At 66.6% G+C, this 20,128-nt stretch carries 32 protein-coding genes; 30 read left to right on the plus strand and 2 right to left on the minus strand.

Annotation, left to right across the window (positions count from 1 at the left end; translation table 11 throughout):
- From FZO89_RS14675 to FZO89_RS14820, 30 genes are all read left to right on the plus strand, one after another.
- Positions 1-225 (plus strand): EF-Tu C-terminal domain-related protein (locus FZO89_RS14675; RefSeq protein ID WP_149104200.1); only part of this gene is annotated, 225 nt, incomplete at its 5' end.
- 528 nt (positions 226-753) lie between these two features.
- Entirely contained in the window at positions 754-1,065 is a 312-nt protein-coding gene (rpsJ, locus tag FZO89_RS14680; RefSeq protein ID WP_005408208.1) for a 30S ribosomal protein S10, read from the plus strand.
- A gap of 11 nt (positions 1,066-1,076) precedes the next feature.
- On the plus strand, positions 1,077-1,730 hold the full coding sequence (gene rplC / locus FZO89_RS14685) for a 50S ribosomal protein L3 (RefSeq protein WP_149104201.1): 654 nt from the start codon (positions 1,077-1,079) through the stop codon (positions 1,728-1,730).
- 12 nt (positions 1,731-1,742) lie between these two features.
- Complete coding sequence (gene rplD / locus FZO89_RS14690) at positions 1,743-2,348, plus strand: 50S ribosomal protein L4 (RefSeq protein ID WP_149104202.1); 606 nt, start codon at positions 1,743-1,745, stop codon at positions 2,346-2,348.
- Positions 2,345-2,644, plus strand: coding sequence for a 50S ribosomal protein L23 (gene rplW / locus FZO89_RS14695; RefSeq protein WP_149104203.1), 300 nt, complete (start codon positions 2,345-2,347; stop codon positions 2,642-2,644). Before rplD ends, rplW begins: the two co-directional genes overlap by 4 nt.
- A 10-nt stretch (positions 2,645-2,654) precedes the next feature.
- Positions 2,655-3,482, plus strand: a complete 828-nt coding sequence (gene rplB / locus FZO89_RS14700; RefSeq protein ID WP_149104204.1) for a 50S ribosomal protein L2 — start codon at positions 2,655-2,657, stop codon at positions 3,480-3,482.
- Between the two features lie 6 nt (positions 3,483-3,488).
- Entirely contained in the window at positions 3,489-3,758 is a 270-nt protein-coding gene (gene rpsS, locus FZO89_RS14705) for a 30S ribosomal protein S19 (protein ID WP_149104205.1), read from the plus strand.
- Positions 3,759-3,768: 10 nt separating this feature from the next.
- Positions 3,769-4,161 (plus strand): 50S ribosomal protein L22, encoded by a 393-nt coding sequence (gene rplV / locus FZO89_RS14710; RefSeq protein ID WP_238345857.1) that lies wholly within the window; start codon positions 3,769-3,771, stop codon positions 4,159-4,161.
- On the plus strand, positions 4,162-4,914 hold the full coding sequence (rpsC, locus tag FZO89_RS14715) for a 30S ribosomal protein S3 (RefSeq protein ID WP_149104206.1): 753 nt from the start codon (positions 4,162-4,164) through the stop codon (positions 4,912-4,914).
- Between the two features lie 3 nt (positions 4,915-4,917).
- On the plus strand, positions 4,918-5,331 hold the full coding sequence (gene rplP, locus FZO89_RS14720) for a 50S ribosomal protein L16 (RefSeq protein ID WP_149104207.1): 414 nt from the start codon (positions 4,918-4,920) through the stop codon (positions 5,329-5,331).
- Positions 5,331-5,519, plus strand: coding sequence for a 50S ribosomal protein L29 (gene rpmC, locus FZO89_RS14725; RefSeq protein WP_149104208.1), 189 nt, complete (start codon positions 5,331-5,333; stop codon positions 5,517-5,519). Before rplP ends, rpmC begins: the two co-directional genes overlap by 1 nt.
- A gap of 11 nt (positions 5,520-5,530) precedes the next feature.
- Positions 5,531-5,794, plus strand: a complete 264-nt coding sequence (rpsQ, locus tag FZO89_RS14730; RefSeq protein WP_149104209.1) for a 30S ribosomal protein S17 — start codon at positions 5,531-5,533, stop codon at positions 5,792-5,794.
- A 15-nt stretch (positions 5,795-5,809) separates the two neighbouring features.
- Entirely contained in the window at positions 5,810-6,178 is a 369-nt protein-coding gene (rplN, locus tag FZO89_RS14735; RefSeq protein WP_146387447.1) for a 50S ribosomal protein L14, read from the plus strand.
- 16 nt (positions 6,179-6,194) lie between these two features.
- On the plus strand, positions 6,195-6,506 hold the full coding sequence (gene rplX, locus FZO89_RS14740; protein WP_149104210.1) for a 50S ribosomal protein L24: 312 nt from the start codon (positions 6,195-6,197) through the stop codon (positions 6,504-6,506).
- Positions 6,507-6,530: 24 nt separating this feature from the next.
- Positions 6,531-7,073, plus strand: a complete 543-nt coding sequence (rplE, locus tag FZO89_RS14745; RefSeq protein WP_149104211.1) for a 50S ribosomal protein L5 — start codon at positions 6,531-6,533, stop codon at positions 7,071-7,073.
- 9 nt (positions 7,074-7,082) lie between these two features.
- Complete coding sequence (gene rpsN / locus FZO89_RS14750) at positions 7,083-7,388, plus strand: 30S ribosomal protein S14 (RefSeq protein WP_149104212.1); 306 nt, start codon at positions 7,083-7,085, stop codon at positions 7,386-7,388.
- A 222-nt stretch (positions 7,389-7,610) separates the two neighbouring features.
- Entirely contained in the window at positions 7,611-8,006 is a 396-nt protein-coding gene (gene rpsH / locus FZO89_RS14755) for a 30S ribosomal protein S8 (RefSeq protein ID WP_149104213.1), read from the plus strand.
- Positions 8,007-8,019: 13 nt separating this feature from the next.
- Complete coding sequence (rplF, locus tag FZO89_RS14760; RefSeq protein ID WP_149104214.1) at positions 8,020-8,547, plus strand: 50S ribosomal protein L6; 528 nt, start codon at positions 8,020-8,022, stop codon at positions 8,545-8,547.
- Between the two features lie 32 nt (positions 8,548-8,579).
- Positions 8,580-8,933, plus strand: coding sequence for a 50S ribosomal protein L18 (rplR, locus tag FZO89_RS14765; RefSeq protein WP_149104215.1), 354 nt, complete (start codon positions 8,580-8,582; stop codon positions 8,931-8,933).
- Positions 8,934-9,212: 279 nt separating this feature from the next.
- Positions 9,213-9,752 (plus strand): 30S ribosomal protein S5, encoded by a 540-nt coding sequence (gene rpsE, locus FZO89_RS14770; protein ID WP_149104216.1) that lies wholly within the window; start codon positions 9,213-9,215, stop codon positions 9,750-9,752.
- The gene (rpmD, locus tag FZO89_RS14775) at positions 9,745-9,942 is read left to right on the plus strand and encodes a 50S ribosomal protein L30 (protein ID WP_149104217.1); all 198 of its coding nucleotides are present in this window, start codon (positions 9,745-9,747) and stop codon (positions 9,940-9,942) included. Before rpsE ends, rpmD begins: the two co-directional genes overlap by 8 nt.
- Before the next feature lie 4 nt (positions 9,943-9,946).
- Positions 9,947-10,381, plus strand: coding sequence for a 50S ribosomal protein L15 (gene rplO, locus FZO89_RS14780; protein ID WP_149104218.1), 435 nt, complete (start codon positions 9,947-9,949; stop codon positions 10,379-10,381).
- Between the two features lie 28 nt (positions 10,382-10,409).
- Positions 10,410-11,735, plus strand: a complete 1,326-nt coding sequence (gene secY, locus FZO89_RS14785; protein WP_425480483.1) for a preprotein translocase subunit SecY — start codon at positions 10,410-10,412, stop codon at positions 11,733-11,735.
- Positions 11,736-12,186: 451 nt separating this feature from the next.
- On the plus strand, positions 12,187-12,543 hold the full coding sequence (rpsM, locus tag FZO89_RS14790; RefSeq protein WP_149104220.1) for a 30S ribosomal protein S13: 357 nt from the start codon (positions 12,187-12,189) through the stop codon (positions 12,541-12,543).
- 15 nt (positions 12,544-12,558) lie between these two features.
- Entirely contained in the window at positions 12,559-12,954 is a 396-nt protein-coding gene (rpsK, locus tag FZO89_RS14795; protein ID WP_149104221.1) for a 30S ribosomal protein S11, read from the plus strand.
- Positions 12,955-12,969: 15 nt separating this feature from the next.
- A complete protein-coding gene (rpsD, locus tag FZO89_RS14800; protein WP_149104222.1) occupies positions 12,970-13,605 on the plus strand; it encodes a 30S ribosomal protein S4 in 636 nt (211 codons plus the stop codon).
- 151 nt (positions 13,606-13,756) lie between these two features.
- On the plus strand, positions 13,757-14,755 hold the full coding sequence (locus FZO89_RS14805; RefSeq protein ID WP_149104223.1) for a DNA-directed RNA polymerase subunit alpha: 999 nt from the start codon (positions 13,757-13,759) through the stop codon (positions 14,753-14,755).
- 263 nt (positions 14,756-15,018) lie between these two features.
- Entirely contained in the window at positions 15,019-15,393 is a 375-nt protein-coding gene (gene rplQ / locus FZO89_RS14810; protein WP_149104224.1) for a 50S ribosomal protein L17, read from the plus strand.
- 170 nt (positions 15,394-15,563) lie between these two features.
- Positions 15,564-16,061, plus strand: coding sequence for a disulfide bond formation protein B (locus FZO89_RS14815; RefSeq protein WP_149104627.1), 498 nt, complete (start codon positions 15,564-15,566; stop codon positions 16,059-16,061).
- 82 nt (positions 16,062-16,143) lie between these two features.
- Entirely contained in the window at positions 16,144-17,538 is a 1,395-nt protein-coding gene (locus FZO89_RS14820) for a class II 3-deoxy-7-phosphoheptulonate synthase (protein ID WP_149104225.1), read from the plus strand.
- A gap of 149 nt (positions 17,539-17,687) precedes the next feature.
- Here the strand turns inward: FZO89_RS14820 and FZO89_RS14825 are convergent, their stop codons facing one another.
- Positions 17,688-18,272, minus strand: coding sequence for a 2'-5' RNA ligase family protein (locus FZO89_RS14825; RefSeq protein WP_149104226.1), 585 nt, complete (start codon positions 18,270-18,272; stop codon positions 17,688-17,690).
- Positions 18,269-20,098 carry a translational GTPase TypA gene (typA, locus tag FZO89_RS14830; RefSeq protein WP_149104227.1) on the minus strand — a complete coding sequence of 610 codons (1,830 nt, stop codon included), beginning with the start codon at positions 20,096-20,098 and terminating at the stop codon, positions 18,269-18,271. The genes FZO89_RS14825 and typA overlap by 4 nt, the downstream gene beginning before the upstream one ends.
- Positions 20,099-20,128 lie beyond the last annotated feature (30 nt).

Genomic DNA, 20,128 nt, shown 5'->3' on the forward strand with positions numbered 1-20,128 from the left:
ACGCCGTTCTTCAAGGGCTACCGTCCGCAGTTCTACTTCCGCACGACCGACATCACCGGTGCGGTGACGCTGCCGGAGGGCACCGAGATGGTGATGCCGGGCGACAACGTGAAGATGGTGGTGTCGCTGATCAACCCGGTGGCGATGGACGAGGGCCTGCGCTTCGCGATCCGCGAGGGTGGCCGTACGGTCGGCGCCGGCGTGGTGGCGAAGATCATCAAGTGATGTGACGGCCCACGCGCGCAAGCGCGTGGCTGCCGGAACATCATCCCGAGCGCAAGCGAGGGATCCAACTAACCGGCCCCGGTCCCCACCGGAAACCGGACAGGTCAAGGGCGAGGCGGCGCAAGCCGCCTGCCGCCCGGAGCCCAGGCCGACACGGAAAAAAGCTGCAAGACCCCTTGCATCCCACCCGTGAAGGTTTCATAATATTCGACTCTTCACGGGCGGCAGGCTTCATGGCCGCCCGCGAAACCGCGAAATGAGGTGCAGGATGCGCCTCGTCTTCGCCAGACAGGGACCATGTCGCGCGGCATGCGCTTCGCCCGTTCCGGAGGTCTCCGGGACACATAGGCGGGGCGTTTCGTTGCGCTCGCTGTTCCCTCTCTGGGCGGATCGGGCAACCGGTCTGCCCTGATTTTTGCAGTCGCCCGAAACTCCCGGGGTTGGTTCTTCCCGCGAGGTCGAAGGTTCAACGGGGTCCTGCGCACCCAGCCGCAGGGCCTGTCGCTCTTTCAACGAAGGAATTCCGTCATGGCGGACCAGAAAATCCGGATCCGGCTCAAGGCGTTCGATCACCGCCTGATCGACCGTTCGGCCAGCGAGATCGTCGAAACGGCCAAGCGGACCGGCGCGCAGGTGCGCGGCCCGATCCCGCTGCCGACCAAGATCGAACGCTACACCGTGCTGGTGTCGCCGCACGTCGACAAGGACGCGCGCGACCAGTACGAGACCCGCACGCACAAGCGCGTGCTCGACATCGTCGACCCCAACGACAAGACCGTGGACGCGCTGATGAAGCTCGAGCTCGCGGCTGGCGTCGACGTCCAGATCAAGCTGACCTGAGGACCGTCACCATGACCGCGAAGATCCATTCGTTGGGCATCGTCGGCCGCAAGGCCGGCATGAGCCGGGTGTTCACCGAAGACGGCAAGTCCGTACCGGTGACCCTGATCGAAGCCACCCCGAACCGCATCACCCAGGTGAAGACGGTCGCGACCGACGGCTACAGCGCCGTGCAGGTCACCGCCGGCGTCAAGCGCGCCTCGCTGCTGACCAAGCCCGAGGCCGGCCACCTGGCCAAGGCCAAGGTCGAAGCCGGCCGCGGCCTGTGGGAACTGCGTGTGGCCGACGACAAGATCGCCGATTTCGAGGTCGGCGGCGAGATCAAGGCCGACATCTTCGAGGTCGGCCAGATCGTCGACGTCCAGGGCGTGACCAAGGGCAAGGGCTTCCAGGGCACGATCAAGCGCTGGAACTTCAAGATGGGCGACGCCACGCACGGCAACTCGCTGTCGCACCGCTCGCCGGGTTCGATCGGCCAGCGGCAGACGCCGGGCCGCGTTTTCCCGGGCAAGAAGATGTCCGGCCACATGGGTGCGGATACACAGAGCACGCAGCGCCTGCAGGTGGTGAAGGTCGACGCCGAGCGCGGCCTGATCGCCGTCAAGGGCGCGGTGCCCGGCGCACCCGGTGGCGACGTCATCGTGCGTCCCTCGAGCAAGGCATAAGGAGAGATGACGATGGAACTCGCCATCAACGGTAGCAACGACAAGCTGTCCGTCTCCGACGCGATCTTCGGCCGCGAATTCAGCGGCGACCTGGTCCACCAGGTCGTCGTTGCCTATCGCAACGCCGGTCGCGCCGGGACCAAGGCGCAGAAGACCCGCGCCGAAGTCAACGGCACCACCAAGAAGTCGAAGAAGCAGAAGGGCGGTGGCGCACGCCACGGCGCGCTGACCGCGCCGATCTTCGTCGGCGGCGGCGTGACCTTCGCGGCCAAGCCGCGCAGCTTCGCGCAGAAGGTCAACCGCAAGATGTATCGCGCCGCGATGGCGGCGATCCTGTCCGAGCTCAACCGCCAGGGTCGGATCACGGTCGTCGAGTCGTTCGACATCGACGCGCCGAAGACCAGCGGCCTGATCTCGAAGCTGAAGGATTTCGATCTCGGCCGGCGTCCGTTGATCGTGACCGAGGACGCCTCGGAGAACCTGTACCTGTCCGCGCGCAACCTGCCGTACGTCGAAGTGCGCGACGTGCAGGGCCTGGACCCGGTGTCGCTGGTCGGTGCCGACAGCGTGCTGGTCACCACCGGCGCAGTGAAGAAGATCGAGGAGTGGCTGGCATGAACGACGCCAAGCTCTATGAAGTGATCCGTGCGCCGCGCGTGTCCGAGAAGACCGCGCGCCTGCAGGAAGTATCCAACCAGTACGCGTTCGAAGTGGCGAAGGACGCGACCAAGGCCGACATCAAGGCCGCGGTCGAGAAGCTGTTCGACGTCAAGGTTTCGGCGGTCAACGTGGTCAACGTGAAGGGCAAGAGCAAGTCCTTCCGTTTCCGCCAGGGCAGCCGCGGCAACTGGCGCAAGGCGTACGTGACGCTGGCCGAGGGCCAGTCGATCGACGTCATCAACGCGACGGCCTGAGGAAGCTCCCATGCCTTTGATGAAATTCAAGCCCACGTCCCCCGGTCGCCGCTCCGCGGTCCGGGTGGTGACGCCCGACCTGCACAAGGGAGCGCCGCATGCCGCGCTCGTCGAGCCGCAGGGCAAGTCCGGTGGCCGCAACCACCATGGCCGCATCACCACGCGCCATATCGGTGGCGGCCACAAGCAGCACTACCGCATCATCGACTTCAAGCGCGACAAGGAAGGCATCCCGGCGCGCGTGGAAAGGATCGAGTACGACCCGAACCGCACCGCCCACATCGCGCTGCTGTGCTACGTCGACGGCGAGCGCCGCTACATCATCGCGCCCAAGGGCCTGAAGGCCGGCGACCAGGTGATCGCGGGCAACGATGCGCCGATCAGGGCCGGCAACACCCTGCCGCTGCGCAACATCCCGGTCGGTTCGACCGTGCATTGCATCGAGATGAAGCCAGGCAAGGGCGCGCAGATCGCGCGCGCCGCCGGCGCCGGCGTGCAGCTGGTCGCGCGTGAAGGCGTCTACGCGCTGATCCGGCTGCGTTCGGGTGAGATGCGCCGCGTGCCGGCCGAGTGCCGCGCCACGATCGGCGAGGTCGGCAACGTCGAGCACAACCTCGAGAAGCTGGGCAAGGCCGGTGCCAAGCGCTGGCGCGGCATCAAGCCGACCGTCCGCGGCGCGGCCATGAACCCGGTCGACCACCCGCACGGCGGCGGCGAGGCGAAGGCCGGCCAGGGCAACCCGCACCCGGTCACCCCGTGGGGCGTGCCGACCAAGGGCTACAAGACCCGCAAGAACAAGCGGACGCAGCAGTTCATCGTGCGCGACCGCAGGAGCTGATAGACCATGGCACGTTCACTGAAGAAGGGCCCGTTCGTCGACCACCACCTGATCAAGAAGGTGGAAGTGGCGGGCAACACCAAGAAGCCGATCAAGACCTGGTCGCGCCGCTCGATGATCCTGCCGGAAATGGTGGGCTTCACGATCGCCGTCCACAACGGCCGCAACCACATCCCGGTACTGGTCAACGAGAACATGGTTGGCCACAAGCTCGGCGAATTCGCGTTGACGCGGACCTTCAAGGGTCACGGCGGCGACAAGAAGTCGGGCAGGTAAGGAGCGCACGATGGACAAGGCAAAACGAGCCAAGCACGAAGAGGCCAAGCGCGTGCGCACCGAGGCCAACAAGCGGACCGCCGTGCTGCGCACGGCCCGCATCTCGCCGCAGAAGGCGCGCCTGGTCGCCGACCAGGTCCGCGGCCTGCCGGCGGAGCGGGCGGTGAGCCTGCTGAAGTTCTCCGACAAGAAGGCCGCCGCGATGATCAAGAAGCTGGTCGAGTCGGCGATCGCCAATGCCGAGAACAACGCCGGCGCCGATATCGACGAGCTGAAGATCGCGACGATCACCGTCGACGAGGGTCCGACGCTGAAGCGCTTCATGGCACGCGCGAAGGGCCGCGGCACGCGCATCCTCAAGCGCACCAGCCACATCACCGTCGTCGTGGGAGAGGGCAAGTAAATGGGTCATAAAGTTCATCCCACCGGCATCCGCCTCGGCATCGCCAAGGACTGGAACTCGAAGTGGTATGCCGGCAAGAAGGAATACGCCGACTACCTCGTCGCCGACCTCAAGGTCCGCGAGATGCTGCGCAAGCGGCTCGCCGCGGCCGGGATCAGCAAGATCCTGATCGAACGCCCGGCGAAGACCGCGCGCGTGACCATCCACACCGCCCGCCCGGGCGTGGTGATCGGCAAGCGCGGCGAGGACATCGAAAAGCTGCGCAAGGACGTCAGCACCATGATGGGCGTCCCGGCGCACATCAACGTCACCGAGGTGCGCAAGCCCGAGCTCGACGCGCAGCTGGTGGCCGAGTCCATCGCGCAGCAGCTCGAACGCCGCATCATGTTCCGCCGCGCGATGAAGCGCGCCGTCGGCAACGCGATGCGCCTGGGCGCGCTGGGCATCAAGGTCAACGTCGCCGGCCGCCTGAACGGCGCCGAGATCGCGCGCTCGGAGTGGTACCGCGAAGGTCGCGTGCCGCTGCACACGCTGCGCGCCGACGTCGATTACGGCTTCGCCGAGGCCAAGACGACCTACGGCATCATCGGCATCAAGACCTGGATCTACAAGGGCGAGATCTTCGATTTCAGCCAGGTGGGCCAGGAGAAGCAGGACGATTCGCCGCGCGGCAACGATCGCGGCGACCGTGGCGATCGCGAGCGTCCGCGCGGACCGCGCCGCGACCGTGGCGACCGCGAGGCGAGGGACTAAACCATGCTGCAACCCAAGCGAACCAAGTACCGCAAGATGCACAAGGGCCGCAACGACGGCTTGGCCTGGAGCGGAAACGCCGTCAGCTTCGGCGAGTACGGACTCAAGGCCACCGCGACCGGGCAGCTGACCGCGCGCCAGATCGAGGCCGGCCGTCGTTCGATCAGCCGCCACGTCAAGCGCGGCGGCAAGATGTGGATCCGCGTGTTCCCCGACAAGCCGATCACCAAGAAGCCGATCGAAGTCCGCATGGGCTCGGGCAAGGGTGGCGTGGAGTACTGGGTCGCGCAGATCCAGCCCGGCCGCATGATCTACGAGATCGAGGGCGTCGACGAAGCCGTGGCGCGCGAGGCGTTCCGCCTGGCCGCCGCCAAGCTCTCGGTCACCACCACTTTCGTGACCCGGACGGTGCGCTGATGGCGACGATCAAGGAACTGCGCGGCAAGTCCGCCAACGAGCTGCAGAGCCACCTGTTGGAACTGCAGAAGGAACGGTTCGCTCTGCGCATGCAGAAGGCGACCGGCCAGCTGACCAAGACCCACGAGGCACGTCGGGTGCGCCGCGAAATCGCGCGCGTGAACACGCTCCTCGGGTCGAAGAAGTAAGGCACACGACCATGAACAACAGCGAAAAGAAGCAGAACACGGTCCAGGGCCGGGTGGTCAGCGACAAGATGGACAAGACCGTGACCGTTCTGGTCGAGCGCAACGTGAAGCACGCGCTCTACGGCAAGTACATCCGCCGCTCGACCAAGCTGCACGCACACGACGCCGACAACGCCGCGAAGGAAGGGGACATCGTCCGCCTCGTGGAAGTGGCCCCGATTTCGAAGACCAAGAACTGGCGCGTGGTCGAGATCGTCGCCCGCGCGGCCGAGTAACGGAGGACGCTTCCCATGATCCAGATGCAGAGCCACCTCGACGTGGCGGACAACTCCGGTGCCAAGGAAGTGATGTGCATCAAGGTGCTCGGCGGCTCCAAGCGCCGGTATGCCGCGATCGGCGACATCATCAAGGTTTCCGTGAAGGATGCGATCCCGCGCGGCAAGGTCAAGAAGGGCGAGGTCTACGACGCGGTCGTGGTGCGCACCCGAAAGGGCGTGCGTCGCGCGGATGGTTCGCTGATCCGCTTCGACGGCAACGCCGCGGTGTTGCTCAACAACAAGCACGAGCCGATCGGCACGCGCATCTTCGGGCCCGTGACCCGCGAGCTGCGGTCCGAGAAGTTCATGAAGATCGTCTCGCTCGCACCCGAAGTGCTGTGAGCGGAAGGACATAGAGATGGCCAATCGAATCAAGAAGGGCGACCAGGTGGTCGTGATCGCTGGGCGCGACAAGGGTAAGACCGGCGACGTGGTGCGCGTGCTCGGCGACAAGGTCGTCGTCTCGAACATCAACATCGTCAAGCGCCACACCAAGCCCAACCCGCAAGCCGGCCAACCCGGCGGCGTGATCGAGCGCGAGGCGCCGATCGATGCTTCGAACGTGATGCTGTTCAACCCTGCCTCCGGCAAGGGCGAGCGCGTCGGTACCAAGGTGCTCGAGGATGGACGGCGGCTGCGCGTGTTCCGCTCGAGTGGTGAGGCGGTCTGACCGCCTGATCCTGAGGATTAAGAAATGACGACCCGTCTGGAACAGTTCTACAAGGATGAAGTGGTGCCGAAGCTGATGAAGCAGTTCGGCTACACCAATCCGATGCAGGTGCCGCGCCTGAGCAAGATCACGCTCAACATGGGCGTGGGCGAGGCTGCCGCCAACAAGAAGGTGCTCGAGAACGCGACTGCCGACATGGCGAAGATCAGCGGCCAGAAGCCGCTGGTGACCAAGTCGCGCGTCTCGGTGGCCTCGTTCAAGATCCGCGATGGCTGGCCGATCGGCTGCAAGGTCACGCTGCGCCGCAACCGCATGTACGAGTTCCTCGACCGCCTGGTCAACGTCTCGCTGCCGCGGGTGCGCGACTTCCGTGGCGTGTCGGGCCGGTCGTTCGACGGCCGCGGCAACTACAACATGGGCGTGAAGGAACAGATCATCTTCCCCGAGATCGATTTCGACCAGGTCGACGCGATCCGCGGCATGGACATCGCCATCACTACCACCGCCAAGACGAATGCGGAAGCCAAGGCACTGCTCGAAGCCTTCCGTTTCCCGTTCCGCAACTGAGGAAAAGACATGGCGAAGACCTCCATGGTCAACCGCGAGACCAAGCGCACCAAGCTGGTCAAGAAGCACGCCGTCAAGCGCGCCGAGCTGAAGAAGGTGATCAGCAGCCAGACCGCGAGCTACGAGGAGAAGATCGAGGCCGCGACCAGGCTGCAGAAGCTGCCCCGCGACTCGTCGCCGGCCCGGCAGACCACGCGCTGCGCGCTCACCGGTCGTCCGCGTGGCGTGTATGCCAAGTTCGGCCTGGGCCGCAACAAGCTGCGCGAGGCCACCATGCGCGGCGACGTGCCCGGCCTGCGCAAGGCGAGCTGGTAGGAGTACGAACCGCCTCCGGTCGCGTTCGCGCGGGCGGAGCGGAAGGCCCGGTGCCGGTTCGCGCCGGGTGAGGCAGCTGACCCGCCCGTGGGACGGCCGGCTCGTATATAATGTGCGGCTCGCCGGCTTCCCCCGGCGGCTCGCAGCAAGCCCGGCCAGGCCGGGGACAACCCGAACAGATTTTCGCGAAAGCGGATATCGGTGCACTCATAAGGAATTTCCATGAGCATGACTGATCCCATCGCCGACATGCTGGTCCGCATCCGGAATGCGGCCGCGGTCGGCAAGCCGACGGTGAAGATGCCGTCCTCCAAGACCAAGGTCGCGATCGCCAACGTCCTCAAGGACGAGGGCTACATCGCCGCGCTGCGCGTGTCCGAGAACGGCGCCAAGGCCGAGCTCGAGATCGAACTCAAGTATTACGAAGGCCGTCCGGTGATCGAGCAGCTCAAGCGCGTTTCGCGTTCGGGCCTGCGCCAGTACCGCGGCAAGGACGCGCTGCCCAAGGTCCTCGGCGGCCTCGGCGTCGCGATCATCTCCACCTCGAAGGGCATCATGACCGATACGCAGGCGCGCCAGCAGGGCGTCGGCGGTGAAGTCCTGTGCTTCGTGGCCTAAGGGAGTAACGCTCATGTCCCGCATCGCCAAGAAGCCGGTCGTCCTCCCGAAAGGCGTCGAGCTCAATGCCCAGGCCGAGTCGATCAGCGTCAAGGGCCCGAAGGGCACGCTGTCGATCGCGAAGCCGGCCGACATCCAGGTCAGCATCGAGGACGGCAACGCGTTGCTGTCCGCGAACGATCCGGCGCGGATCGCCCTGACCGGCACCCTGCGCGCGATCGTCGCCAACATGGTGCACGGCGTCGCCCACGGGTTCGAGCGCAAGCTCGAGCTGGTCGGCGTCGGCTACCGTGCCGCCGTCCAGGGCAAGGACCTCACCCTGTCGCTCGGCTACTCGCACCCGGTCGTGTTCAAGGCGCCGGAGGGCATCACCATCACCTCGCCGACGCAGACCGAAGTGATCGTCGCCGGCGCCGACAAGCAGCTGGTGGGCGAAGTCGCCGCCAAGATCCGTGGATTCCGTCCGCCGGAGCCCTACAAGGGCAAGGGCGTGAAGTACTCCGACGAAATCATCATCCGCAAGGAAGCCAAGAAGGCCTAAGGGCCGATCCGCTTCCCGCCAGAGAACAGACCATGGACAAGAAAATCGCCCGCCTGCGCCGCGCCAAGTCGACCCGCGCGCACATCCGCGAACTCGGCGTGCCGCGCCTGTCGGTGCTGCGCACCGGCCAGCACGTGTACGCGCAGGTGTTCAGTGCCGACGGCTCGAAGGTCCTGGCCGCGGCCAGCACCACCCAGTCCGACGTGCGCGAAGGCCTGACGAGCGCCAAGAATGCCGAGGCCGCCGCCAGGGTCGGTCGCGCGATCGCCGAGAAGGCGCGCGCGGCAGGGGTCGAGAAGGTCGCTTTCGACCGTTCCGGCTACCGTTACCACGGCCGAATCAAGGCGTTGGCCGATGCCGCCCGCGAGGGTGGCCTGCAGTTCTGATGTTCCGGCGGGGGCTTGCCTCCGTCGCTTGAAAAACCAGGTCATGGCGCCATCCATGGCGGAACACTGTCGCTTCCGGACAGTCCGACCCGGCCATTCATGGTCGGGTGTTCGCCAGGGCAGCGCGGCAGTGCCGCGCTGAGCCTGCCTTGACTCACCCCTGCCGGTGCGGGTTGCACCGGACGCGCCGCGGCTTCTGCCCGCGGACGCGGTCCACCGCTCCAGACCACAACCATAAGCGGCAAAGCCGCAAATTCCTTCCAGACACGAGACATGGCAATGGCAGAACAACGTGAATCCCGCGGGCGCGACCGCAATCGCGATCGCGAAGAGATGGACGACGGCATGATCGAGAAGCTGATCGCGGTCAACCGCGTCAGCAAGACGGTCAAGGGCGGTCGCCAGTTCACCTTCACCGCGCTGACGGTGGTGGGCGACGGCAACGGCAAGGTCGGCTTCGGCTACGGCAAGGCGCGCGAAGTGCCGGTCGCGATCCAGAAGTCGATGGAGTACGCGCGCAAGAACATGAGCAACGTCGACCTCAACGGCGCCACCCTGTGGCACACCGTCAAGGCCGGCCATGGCGCGGCGCGCGTGTTCATGCAGCCCGCGTCCGAGGGTACCGGCGTGATCGCCGGCGGCGCGATGCGCGCCGTGCTCGAGGCGGTGGGCGTCAAGGACGTGCTGGCCAAGGCCGTCGGCTCGCGCAACCCGATCAACCTCGTGCGCGCCACGGTCAAGGGCCTGGAGGCGATGCATTCGCCAGGCAAGATCGCGGCCAAGCGCGGCAAGAAGGTGGAGGACATCGTCCATGGCTAAGACCGGGAACAACGACGGCACCGTGAAGGTCCGTCTGGTCAAGGGCCTGCGCGGCTCGCAGGCGAAGCACCGCCTGTCGGTGCGTGCGCTCGGCCTCAACAAGCTCAACGATGTCCGCGAACTGAAGGACAGCCCCCAGGTCCGTGGCCTGATCAACAAGGTCCACTACCTGGTCCGGGTCGAGGAGTAATCAGATGAAGCTCAACACGCTCAAGCCTGCCGACGGCGCCCGCAAGGAGCGCACCCGCGTCGGTCGCGGCATCGGTTCCGGCCTCGGCAAGACCGCCGGCCGCGGCCACAAGGGTTCGTTCGCACGCGCCGGCAAGGGCAAGATCAAGGCCGGCTTCGAAGGCGGCCAGATGCCGATGCACATGCGCCTGCCGAAGGTCGGCTTCCGTTCCAAGCTCAAGACCGATACCGCGGAAGTGTTCCTGTACCAGCTCGACAAGCTCGAGGGCGAGGTCGACCTCGCCGCGCTGCGCGCCGCCAAGCTGGTGCCGCGCATCGCCAAGAAGGCCAAGATCGTCAAGAAGGGCGAGATCTCGAAGAAGCTCGTGCTCAAGGGCCTGCTGGTGACGGCCGGTGCCCGGGCGGCGATCGAAGCCGCCGGCGGCGAGATCGGGGAGTAAGCAGGGCATGGCGCGAAGCGCAGGGGCGATGTCGGGTCTGGCCGGCGCGGGCAAGTTCACCGAACTGCGCCAGCGCCTGCTGTTCGTGCTCGGTGCGCTGATCGTCTATCGCATCGGCTGTTTCATCCCGGTGCCGGGCGTGAACCCCGACGCGATGCTGCAGCTGATGGAGCAGCAGGAAGGCACCATCGTGGACATGTTCAACATGTTCTCCGGTGGCGCGCTGGAGCGCTTCAGCCTGTTCGCGTTGAACGTGATCCCCTACATCTCCGCCTCGATCGTCATGCAGCTGATGGTGCAGATCGTGCCCAGCCTGAAGGCGATCCAGAAGGAAGGCGAGTCGGGCCGGCGCAGGATCACCCAGTGGTCGCGCATCGGCGCGATCCCGCTGGCGATCTTCCAGTCGGCCGGCATCGCGATCGCGCTGCAGAGCCAGGGTGCCGGGACCGGCATCCCCGTGGTCTACGCCCCGGGCCCGGGCTTCGTGCTGACCGCGATCATCGCGCTGACCGCCGGCACCATGTTCCTGGTGTGGCTGGGCGAGCAGGTCACCGAGCGTGGCATCGGCAACGGTGTGTCGCTGATCATCTTCGCGGGCATCGTCGCGGGCCTGCCGAGTGCGGTGCTCGGTACGATCGAGGCCGCGCGCAACGGCGACATGAGCCCGATCGCGGTGATCGTGATCGCGGTGCTGGTGCTGGCCTTTACCTACTTCGTGGTGTTCGTCGAGCGCGGCCAGCGCCGGATCACGGTGAACTACGCGCGCCGCCAGGGCGGGCGCAACGCGTACATGAACCAGACCTCATTCCTGCCGCTCAAGCTCAACATGGCGGGCGTGATTCCGGCGATCTTCGCCTCGTCGATCATCATGTTCCCGGCCACCGCCACCACCTGGTTCGGCCAGGCCGGTTCGGCGCAGTGGCTGCAGCGGGTGGCGCAGGCGCTCTCGCCGGGAGAGCCGCTGTACATCCTGCTGTATGCGGGCCTGATCGCCGGGTTCGCGTTCTTCTACACCGCGCTGGTGTTCAACTCGCAGGAAACCGCCGACAACCTCAAGAAGTCCGGCGCACTGGTGCCGGGCATCCGGCCGGGCAAGGCCACCGCCGAATACATCGACGGGGTGCTGACCCGGCTGACCGCCGCCGGCGCCGCCTACCTGGTCCTGGTCTGCCTGCTGCCGGAGTTCATGCGCGCGGAGATGGGGGTGTCGTTCTACTTCGGCGGCACCTCGCTGCTGATCGTGGTGGTCGTGGTGATGGACTTCATCGCCCAGATCCAGGCCCACCTGATGTCGCACCAGTACGAAAGCCTCCTCAAAAAGGCGAACCTGAAGGGCGGAGCCCGGACGCGCTAGCGCGACACTGTCGCGCTGTCCGGGCGTAGCGCCCGACCATGGATGGTCGGGCCGGACGATCCGAAGCCGCCATGGCCCCGCCATGGATGGCCTCGGCGTCGAAAGCCGAAGCGGCGCCTCTGGGCGCCTCCCCGGCAGCCATGGAGGCATAACCAGAATTCACGCCGACGCGGAGCTTCGCCTCCCCCCGGCACGATGGGCGACCCGTGCGGCAGTCCCGCGCATGGGTGGATCCGGGCCGATTCGCGCACCAGAGTAGTGCGCGTGGCCGGGCGGGGGGAACCCCGTTCAGCCAGCCGGGATCCGTCGCCGGAGCATGGGCACACTCCCCATGCCGGGCCGGGGGCGCTTGCGCCTTCGGCTTCCAACGAAGCCGGGACCCTGTTAGAATTTCGTGTTCACTTCGCCGGGATCAACCGTTCCGGACGACCAACCAGTTGGAGATCCGCGCATGGCGCGTATTGCAGGTGTCAACCTGCCTGCCCAGAAGCACGTCTGGGTCGGGCTGCAAAGCATCTACGGCATCGGCCGTACCCGTTCGAAGCAGGTCTGCGAAGCAGCCGGTGTGTCCTCGAGCACCAAGATCCGCGACCTGTCGGAGCCGGACGTCGAGCGCCTGCGCGCCGAGGTCGGCAAGTTCGTGGTCGAGGGCGACCTGCGCCGTGAGGTCGGCATCGCCATCAAGCGCCTGATGGACCTGGCCTGCTACCGCGGCCTGCGCCACCGCCGCGGCCTGCCCCTGCGTGGCCAGCGCACCCGGACCAACGCCCGTACCCGCAAGGGTCCGCGCAAGGCCATCAAGAAGTAATCGAGGACATCCGAAATGGCCAAGCCGGCAGCTGCCAACAAGCAGAAGAAGAAGATCAAGCGCGTCGTCACCGACGGCATCGCACACGTGCACGCTTCGTTCAACAACACCATCATCACGATCACCGACCGCCAGGGCAACGCGCTCTCGTGGGCGACCTCGGGCGGCGCGGGCTTCCGCGGCTCGCGCAAGTCGACCCCGTTCGCCGCGCAGGTCGCCGCCGAGAAGGCGGGCAAGGATGCGCTGGACTACGGCGTCAAGTCGCTGGAAGTCCGCATCAAGGGCCCGGGTCCGGGTCGCGAGTCGGCCGTGCGTTCGTTGAACAACGTGGGCTACAAGATCACCAACATCATCGACGTGACGCCAATCCCGCACAACGGGTGCCGTCCGCCGAAGAAGCGCCGCGTCTAAGGGGGCGAAAAGAACATGGCTCGTTATATCGGTCCCACCTGCAAGCTCGCGCGTCGTGAAGGCGCCGACCTTTCGCTGAAGTCCCCGACCCGTGCGCTCGACTCCAAGTGCAAGCTGGAGCAGAAGCCCGGCCAGCATGGCGCCGGCACCGGCGCGCGTCGCAGCAAGCTTTCGGATTACGCCCTGCAGCTTCGCGAGAAGCAGAAGGTCAAGCGCATCTACGGCCTGCTGGAGCGCCAGTTCCGCAACTACTACAAGAAGGCGTCGAACAAGAAGGGCAACACGGGTGAGAACCTGCTGCAGCTCCTCGAGACGCGCCTGGACAACGTCGTCTACCGCATGGGCTTCGCGATCACCCGGCCGGCCGCGCGCCAGCTGGTCTCGCACCGCGGCGTCACGGTCAACGGCAAGCCCGTGAACCTGCCTTCCTACCAGGTCAAGGCCGGCGACGCGATCGCCCTGTCCGAGAAGGCGCAGAAGCAGATGCGCGTGCAGGAAGCGCTAAACGTCTCGTCCAGCATGGACCTGTCGCCTTCGTGGGTCGAGGTCGACCAGAAGAAGTTCAGCGGCGTGTTCAAGGCGGTCCCGGACCGCGGCGACCTGCCGGCGGACATCAACGAAGCGCTGATCGTCGAGCTGTACTCGAAGTAAGGACTGGCGGCGGGTCAACCCGCGGCACCAGCAAAAACTCCCCCGGCCCGTGCCCGCGCACGGGCCACCCCCTGCCAGCAGGCAGGGGGCTCGAAACACCTAGAGCCATCGTGTCGACGGATGCGGTGGCGCTGCAGGAGACGCTATCAACATGACAGTTACCGCCAACCAGGTCCTGCGCCCCCGTGGTCCCCAGATCGAACGCCTCGCCGGAAACCGCGCGAAGGTGGTGATCGAACCCCTCGAGCGCGGTTACGGCCACACCCTCGGCAACGCGCTGCGTCGCGTGCTGCTTTCGTCGATCCCGGGTTTCGCGATCACCGAGGTCGAAATCGACGGCGTGCTGCACGAGTACAGCACGATCGAAGGGCTGCAGGAGGACGTGCTCGAAGTCCTGCTCAACCTCAAGGACGTTGCTATCCGCATGGGCACCGGCGAGAGCTCGACGCTCACGCTGAGCAGGTCCGGGCCGGGTGTCGTCACCGCCGCCGACATCAAGACCGACCACAACGTCGAGATCCTCAATCCCGACCACGTGATCGCGCACCTGACCAAGGACACCCAGCTCAACATCCGCCTGAAGATCGAGCGCGGCTTCGGCTACCAGCCGGCCGCCGCGCGCCGTCGCCCGGACGAGGAAACCCGCGCCATCGGTCGGCTGATGCTCGACGCCTCGTTCTCGCCGGTGCGCCGCGTGGCCTATGAAGTCGAAGCGGCACGCGTCGAACAGCGCACCGATCTCGACAAGCTGGTGCTCGACATCGAGACCAACGGCACGATCGACGCCGAGGAAGCCGTGCGCACCGCCGCCGACATCCTCACCGACCAGCTGAGCGTGTTCGGCGACTTCACCCACCGCGACCGCGGCGGCCAGAAGGCGGCGACCCCGGGCGTGGATCCGATCCTGCTGCGCCCGATCGACGACCTCGAGCTGACCGTGCGTTCGGCCAACTGCCTCAAGGCCGAGAGCATCTACTACATCGGCGACCTGATCCAGAAGACCGAGGTCGAGCTGCTCAAGACCCCGAACCTGGGCAAGAAGTCGCTCACCGAGATCAAGGAAGTCCTCGCCCAGCGCGGCCTGTCGCTCGGCATGAAGCTCGAGAACTGGCCGCCGGCCGGCGTCTCGCAGCACGGAATGCTGGGGTGAGTGGGCGCCGCACAGCCGTTGCCATCAGGCAACGGCTGGCGACCACGAACGCACGGCGCGCTGCGCCGGGCCGGGAGTGCAAGCGCGGCGCAGCCGCGGCTCCAAGTTGTTGACGTACACCAGATGAGTTTCGCCGACGAACCCAAGTTCGCGGCCCCCCGGCCAGGGATGCCGGACCGGACCAGCGCAGTCCAATTTCCAACGCCAGGATGGCGACAGCGATACCCAAGGCCTCACACTTCAACCGATAAGGATCCACGACCATGCGCCACCAGAAAGCCGGTCGCAAGTTCAACCGCACCAGCGCGCACCGCGATGCGATGTTCAGCAACATGGCCGCGTCGCTGTTCAAGCACGAACTGATCAAGACCACCCTGCCCAAGGCCAAGGAGCTGCGCCGCGTCGCAGAGCCGCTGATCACCGTCGGCAAGGTCGACAGCGTCGCCAATCGCCGCCTCGCCTTTTCGCGCCTGCGCGACAAGGAAGCGGTCGGCAACCTGTTCACCACGCTGGGGCCGCGCTATGCGAGCCGTCCCGGCGGCTACCTGCGCATCCTCAAGTGCGGCTTCCGGGCCGGCGACAATGCGCCGATGGCGTACGTCGAACTGGTGGACCGCCCGCAGGCCGACGCCGAGTAAGCTGCGCCCCGAGGGTTGCAGCGCGGCAAGCAAAGCCCCGGCCCGGCCGGGCTTTCGCGTTCCATGGACCTGCGGATCCGGCGATGGCCGACGCGCTGACGCGTCCCGACGGTCGTACGCAGGCCCGACGACGGGGGATAATGTCGGCCCCGACTGCCCGACGAGCACGCATGAACCCCTTCCGCTGGTCGTTCCGCTTCCAGATGCTGGCCGCCGCGGCGATCTGCTTCGCGCTGATCGGCTTCGCGATCTACAGCCAGTTCGCCTGGGGGTTGAAGCCGTGCCCGCTGTGCATCTTCCAGCGCATCGCCTTCGCTGCGCTCGGCCTGGTGCTGCTGCTGGCGGGATTGCATGCGCCGCGCGGGACGGGCGGGCGCCGCGCCTGGGGATTGCTGGCGCTGGCCGCGGCGATGGCGGGGATCGGGGTCGCCGCACGGCATGTCTGGCTGCAAATGTTCCCCCCCGAAATCCCTGCATGCGGCGCCCCGTTCGCGTTCATGCGCGAGACCATGGACACCCCCGGACTGATCCGGCAGGTGCTGATCGGCACCGGCGACTGCGGCGCGGTGGACTGGACCTTCCTCGGCCTGTCGATGCCCTGGTGGAGCCTAGTCTGGTTCGTGCTGCTGGCCGCTTGGGCGCTTCTGGCCTCGTTCCGGCGGCGCTGAACACGCAACGGCGTAGGTTGCAGCTGAAATTGACGCGTCGCAGCAACCGGCGCACCATCGCGCGATCCATCCGAGCACGTCCATGACCAGGCACGACCGACCCCTGCAAGCAGTGAACCTCCCGTCCGAATGGCATCCCGGCAGCTGGCGTACGCGCCCGGCGCTGCAACTGCCGACCTATCCGGACGAAGACGCGCTCGCCGAGGTGCAGGCCGAACTGCGCGCGCTGCCGCCGCTGGTGACCTCGTGGGAGATCCTCGCGCTCAAGCAGCAGCTGGCCGAGGCCCAGGAGGGCAGGCGCTTCCTGCTGCAGGGCGGCGATTGCGCCGAGAACTTCGGCGAATGCAGTTCCGACATCATTTCCAACCGGCTCAAGGTGCTGCTGCAGATGAGCCTGGTGCTCGTGCACGGGATGAAGCTGCCGGTGGTGCGCGTGGGCCGCTTCGCAGGCCAGTACGCCAAGCCCCGTTCGGCCGATACCGAGGTGCGCGACGGCGTGGAGCTGCCCAGCTACCGCGGCGACATCGTCAACGGCCCCGCCTTCACCGCGCAGGCGCGCGTGCCGGATCCGAGGCGCATGATCAAGGCGCACGCGCGCTCGGCGATGACGATGAATTTCGTCCGCTCGCTGATCGACGGCGGCTTCGCCGACCTGCACCACCCGGAATACTGGGGACTGGGCTGGGTGAAGCAGTCGCCGCTCGCAGGCGAATACCAGAAGATGGTGGCGGGCATCGGCGACGCCGTGCGCTTCATGGAAACGCTGGCCGGCGCCCAGGTGCACAACCTCAACCGGGTGGACTTCTACACCTCGCACGAGGCGCTGCTGCTGCCCTACGAGGAAGCACAGACGCGCCAGGTGCCGCGGCAGTGGGGCTGGTTCAACCTCAGCACCCATTTCCCCTGGGTGGGCATGCGCACCGCCGCGCTCGACGGCGCGCACACCGAGTACTTCCGCGGTATCCGCAACCCGATCGCGGTCAAGGTCGGTCCGTCGGTGACACCGGACCAGTTGCTCAGGCTGATCGACGTGCTCAACCCGGACGACGAGCCGGGCCGCCTCGGCCTGATCCACCGCATGGGCGCTTCGCACGTGGCGGCGAAACTGCCCGCGCTGCTCGAGGCGGTGAAGCGCGATGGTCGCCGGGTGCTGTGGATCTGCGACGCGATGCACGGCAACACCGAGTCGACCAGCAACGGCTACAAGACACGCCGCTTCGACAACATCCGCAGCGAGATCGAGCAGTCGTTCGACATCCATGCCGCCGCCGGCACCCGCCTGGGCGGCGTGCACCTGGAACTGACCGGCGAGGACGTCACCGAATGCACCGGCGGCGCCCGGGACCTGACCGAGGTCGACCTGGAGCGTGCCTACCGTTCCGCCGTCGACCCGCGCCTGAACTACGAGCAGGCGCTGGAAACGGCGATGCTGATCGTGCGCAAGCACGCTCAGCTCAATCCTCCGGTCAGCGCCTGAAGGCTGAGCGACGTCGTTTCAAGGGCGTCGGGACGGACTGCATCTGTCCTTGGCTGGGTACCCCCGAACCTCGATGGGTCAGCACGACAATCGAGCCGGTCCGTTTCGACGACCAGCCTAAGTTTGGCGGAAAGCTGAAGGCTCAAAGCTCACAGCAATGAGCCCTGCCTGGGCGGCGCGGGCAGGCTAGTGCCGGCCAATCTCCAATTCCCGAGCGCCTCGTAGCGGCCTCCTGGATTGAACAACAGTTCGAACCGGTCGACGCGCAGCGGTTCGCCGGTGCAGCCGATGTCGGAGAGCCAGCCCTGTTCGTCCAGGCCGCGGTCGAGGTAGGCGAGCGTGACATGGGGTTGCGTAGTGACCTGTGCCGGAGCGATGCCGCAGCGGCGGATCGCGTCGCGGGTGGCATCGCACAAGGCCTGCAGTTCATGGCTGGCATGTGGCAGGGCAACGACTGCGCCCGACTGCCGCCAGTAGGCGATGCGCTCGATGGTGAAGGTGTGCGGCGGGATCCGCATCGCCGCGCCGGCGAAGGCGTCGAGCAGGGTTGGGGTGACGAGATGGCCCAGGTCGTAGCCGATGAAGCACAAGGTCGCGTGCCACTGGTCCGGACGGCGCATCTGCAGCTTCGGCGCGCGATCCAGGCGCGCCGCGGTCAGGGCGGTGACAAGCGTCGCCAGTCGTTCCCGCCCACCGGCATCCGGCCGCCAGCCCGGGAACAGCGCATGGCTCACGCCGCGCGGCTGGCCCGCTTGCGGTCGCTCTCGGTGAGCATCTTCTTGCGCAGGCGGATTTCCTTCGGCGTCACTTCCACCAGCTCGTCGTCCTCGATGAAGTCGAGCGCCTGCTCCAGCGAGTACTTGAGCGCAGGCGTGAGCTTGATGGCGTCGTCCTTGCCCGAGGCGCGGACGTTGGTCAGCGGCTTGGGCTTGATGACGTTGACCGTGAGGTCGTTGTCCTTGGAATGGATGCCGACCAGCTGGCCCTCGTAGACGTTGTCGCCCTCGGCGGCGAACAGGCGGCCGCGATCTTCCAGCGGGCCCAGCGAGTACGCCGGCGTCACGCCGGGGGCGTTGGCGATCATCACGCCGTTCTGGCGCTTGGCGATCGCGCCGGTTTCCTTCGGCCCGTAATGGTCGAAGACGTGGAACAGCAGGCCCGAACCCTGGGTGAGGGTGCGGAACTCGTTCTGGAAGCCGATCAGGCCGCGCGCGGGAATCATGTAGTCCAGGCGAACGCGGCCCTTGCCGTCGGGCTCCATGTTCTTGAGCTGCGCGCGTCGCGTGCCGAGCTTCTCCATCACGCCGCCCTGGTGCTGCTCCTCGATGTCGACCACCAGCTGTTCGACCGGCTCCATCAACTGGCCGTCGATTTCCTTGATGATGACTTCCGGGCGCGATACCGCGAGCTCGAAACCTTCGCGGCGCATGTTCTCGATCAGCACCGACAGGTGCAGTTCGCCGCGGCCGGACACCAGGAACTTGTCCGCGTCCCCGGTCTCCTCGACCTTGAGCGCGACGTTGTGCAGCGTCTCGCGCTCCAGGCGCTCGCGCAGCTGACGGCTGGTGATGAACTTGCCGCCGGAGAATTCCTTGTGCCCGGCGAACGGCGAGTTGTTGACCTGGAAGGTCATGCTGATCGTCGGTTCGTCGACGGTCAGCGCCGGCAGCGCCTCGGGCGTGTCCAGCGCGCAGATGGTGTCGGAGATGCTGAGGTCCTGGACGCCGGCGATGGCCACGATGTCGCCGGCTTCGGCCTGTTCGGCGTCGATCCGCTCCAGACCCAGGAAGCCCAGCACCTGTGCGATCTTGCCCTGGCGCTTCCTGCCCTCGCGGTCGACCACGCTGACCGGCATGTTCTTCTTCACCTTGCCGCGCTGGATGCGGCCGATGCCGATCAGGCCGACGAAGTTGCTGTAGTCGAGCTGGCTGATGCGCATCTGGAACGGGCCATCGGGATCCACCGACGGCGCCGGCACATGCTGCATGATCGCCTCGTACAGAGGGGTCATGTCGCCCTCGCGCACGCTGTCGTCGAGGCTGGCGTAGCCGTGCAGCGCCGAGGCGTAGACGATCGGGAAGTCGAGCTGCTCGTTGGTCGCGCCGAGCTTGTCGAACAGGTCGAACACCTGGTCGATCACCCAGTCCGGACGCGCGCCCGGGCGGTCGATCTTGTTGACCACCACGATCGGGCGGAAACCCATCGCGAAGGCCTTCTGGGTGACGAAGCGCGTCTGCGGCATCGGCCCGTCCATCGCATCGACCAGGATCAGCACCGAGTCGACCATCGACAGCACGCGCTCGACCTCGCCGCCGAAGTCGGCGTGCCCGGGCGTGTCGACGATGTTGATCCGGTTGCCCTGCCAGGTGATGGCGGTGTTCTTGGCCAGGATGGTGATGCCGCGTTCCTTCTCCTGGTCGTTGCTGTCCATGACGCGCTCGGCGAGCACGGTGCGCTCGCTGAGCGTGCCGGACTGTTTGAGCAGGCAATCGACGAGGGTGGTCTTGCCGTGGTCGACGTGGGCGACGATGGCGATGTTGCGCAGGCGTTCGATGGACATGTCAGCGGGGATCGTGAAGGACGCACCCGC

Origin of the sequence: Luteimonas viscosa (assembly GCF_008244685.1) — a bacterium.
Classification (GTDB): domain Bacteria; phylum Pseudomonadota; class Gammaproteobacteria; order Xanthomonadales; family Xanthomonadaceae; genus Luteimonas; species Luteimonas viscosa.

Coding starts and splice junctions, on each gene's coding strand:
- rplQ (WP_149104224.1), top strand. CDS start 15,019: ATGCGCCACCAGAAAGCCGGTCGCAAGTTCAACCGCACCAGCGCGCAC.
- rplW (WP_149104203.1), top strand. CDS start 2,345: ATGAACGACGCCAAGCTCTATGAAGTGATCCGTGCGCCGCGCGTGTCC.
- rplR (WP_149104215.1), top strand. CDS start 8,580: ATGGACAAGAAAATCGCCCGCCTGCGCCGCGCCAAGTCGACCCGCGCG.
- FZO89_RS14815 (WP_149104627.1), top strand. CDS start 15,564: ATGAACCCCTTCCGCTGGTCGTTCCGCTTCCAGATGCTGGCCGCCGCG.
- rpsC (WP_149104206.1), top strand. CDS start 4,162: ATGGGTCATAAAGTTCATCCCACCGGCATCCGCCTCGGCATCGCCAAG.
- rpsS (WP_149104205.1), top strand. CDS start 3,489: ATGGCACGTTCACTGAAGAAGGGCCCGTTCGTCGACCACCACCTGATC.
- rpmC (WP_149104208.1), top strand. CDS start 5,331: ATGGCGACGATCAAGGAACTGCGCGGCAAGTCCGCCAACGAGCTGCAG.
- rpmD (WP_149104217.1), top strand. CDS start 9,745: ATGGCTAAGACCGGGAACAACGACGGCACCGTGAAGGTCCGTCTGGTC.
- rpsH (WP_149104213.1), top strand. CDS start 7,611: ATGAGCATGACTGATCCCATCGCCGACATGCTGGTCCGCATCCGGAAT.
- rplP (WP_149104207.1), top strand. CDS start 4,918: ATGCTGCAACCCAAGCGAACCAAGTACCGCAAGATGCACAAGGGCCGC.
- rpsD (WP_149104222.1), top strand. CDS start 12,970: ATGGCTCGTTATATCGGTCCCACCTGCAAGCTCGCGCGTCGTGAAGGC.
- rpsN (WP_149104212.1), top strand. CDS start 7,083: ATGGCGAAGACCTCCATGGTCAACCGCGAGACCAAGCGCACCAAGCTG.
- FZO89_RS14820 (WP_149104225.1), top strand. CDS start 16,144: ATGACCAGGCACGACCGACCCCTGCAAGCAGTGAACCTCCCGTCCGAA.
- rplF (WP_149104214.1), top strand. CDS start 8,020: ATGTCCCGCATCGCCAAGAAGCCGGTCGTCCTCCCGAAAGGCGTCGAG.
- secY (WP_425480483.1), top strand. CDS start 10,410: ATGTCGGGTCTGGCCGGCGCGGGCAAGTTCACCGAACTGCGCCAGCGC.
- rpsE (WP_149104216.1), top strand. CDS start 9,213: ATGGCAGAACAACGTGAATCCCGCGGGCGCGACCGCAATCGCGATCGC.
- rplC (WP_149104201.1), top strand. CDS start 1,077: ATGACCGCGAAGATCCATTCGTTGGGCATCGTCGGCCGCAAGGCCGGC.
- rplD (WP_149104202.1), top strand. CDS start 1,743: ATGGAACTCGCCATCAACGGTAGCAACGACAAGCTGTCCGTCTCCGAC.
- typA (WP_149104227.1), bottom strand. CDS start 20,098: ATGTCCATCGAACGCCTGCGCAACATCGCCATCGTCGCCCACGTCGAC.
- rpsJ (WP_005408208.1), top strand. CDS start 754: ATGGCGGACCAGAAAATCCGGATCCGGCTCAAGGCGTTCGATCACCGC.
- rpsM (WP_149104220.1), top strand. CDS start 12,187: ATGGCGCGTATTGCAGGTGTCAACCTGCCTGCCCAGAAGCACGTCTGG.
- FZO89_RS14805 (WP_149104223.1), top strand. CDS start 13,757: ATGACAGTTACCGCCAACCAGGTCCTGCGCCCCCGTGGTCCCCAGATC.
- rplX (WP_149104210.1), top strand. CDS start 6,195: ATGGCCAATCGAATCAAGAAGGGCGACCAGGTGGTCGTGATCGCTGGG.
- rplE (WP_149104211.1), top strand. CDS start 6,531: ATGACGACCCGTCTGGAACAGTTCTACAAGGATGAAGTGGTGCCGAAG.
- rpsK (WP_149104221.1), top strand. CDS start 12,559: ATGGCCAAGCCGGCAGCTGCCAACAAGCAGAAGAAGAAGATCAAGCGC.
- rplN (WP_146387447.1), top strand. CDS start 5,810: ATGATCCAGATGCAGAGCCACCTCGACGTGGCGGACAACTCCGGTGCC.
- rpsQ (WP_149104209.1), top strand. CDS start 5,531: ATGAACAACAGCGAAAAGAAGCAGAACACGGTCCAGGGCCGGGTGGTC.
- rplO (WP_149104218.1), top strand. CDS start 9,947: ATGAAGCTCAACACGCTCAAGCCTGCCGACGGCGCCCGCAAGGAGCGC.
- rplB (WP_149104204.1), top strand. CDS start 2,655: ATGCCTTTGATGAAATTCAAGCCCACGTCCCCCGGTCGCCGCTCCGCG.
- rplV (WP_238345857.1), top strand. CDS start 3,769: ATGGACAAGGCAAAACGAGCCAAGCACGAAGAGGCCAAGCGCGTGCGC.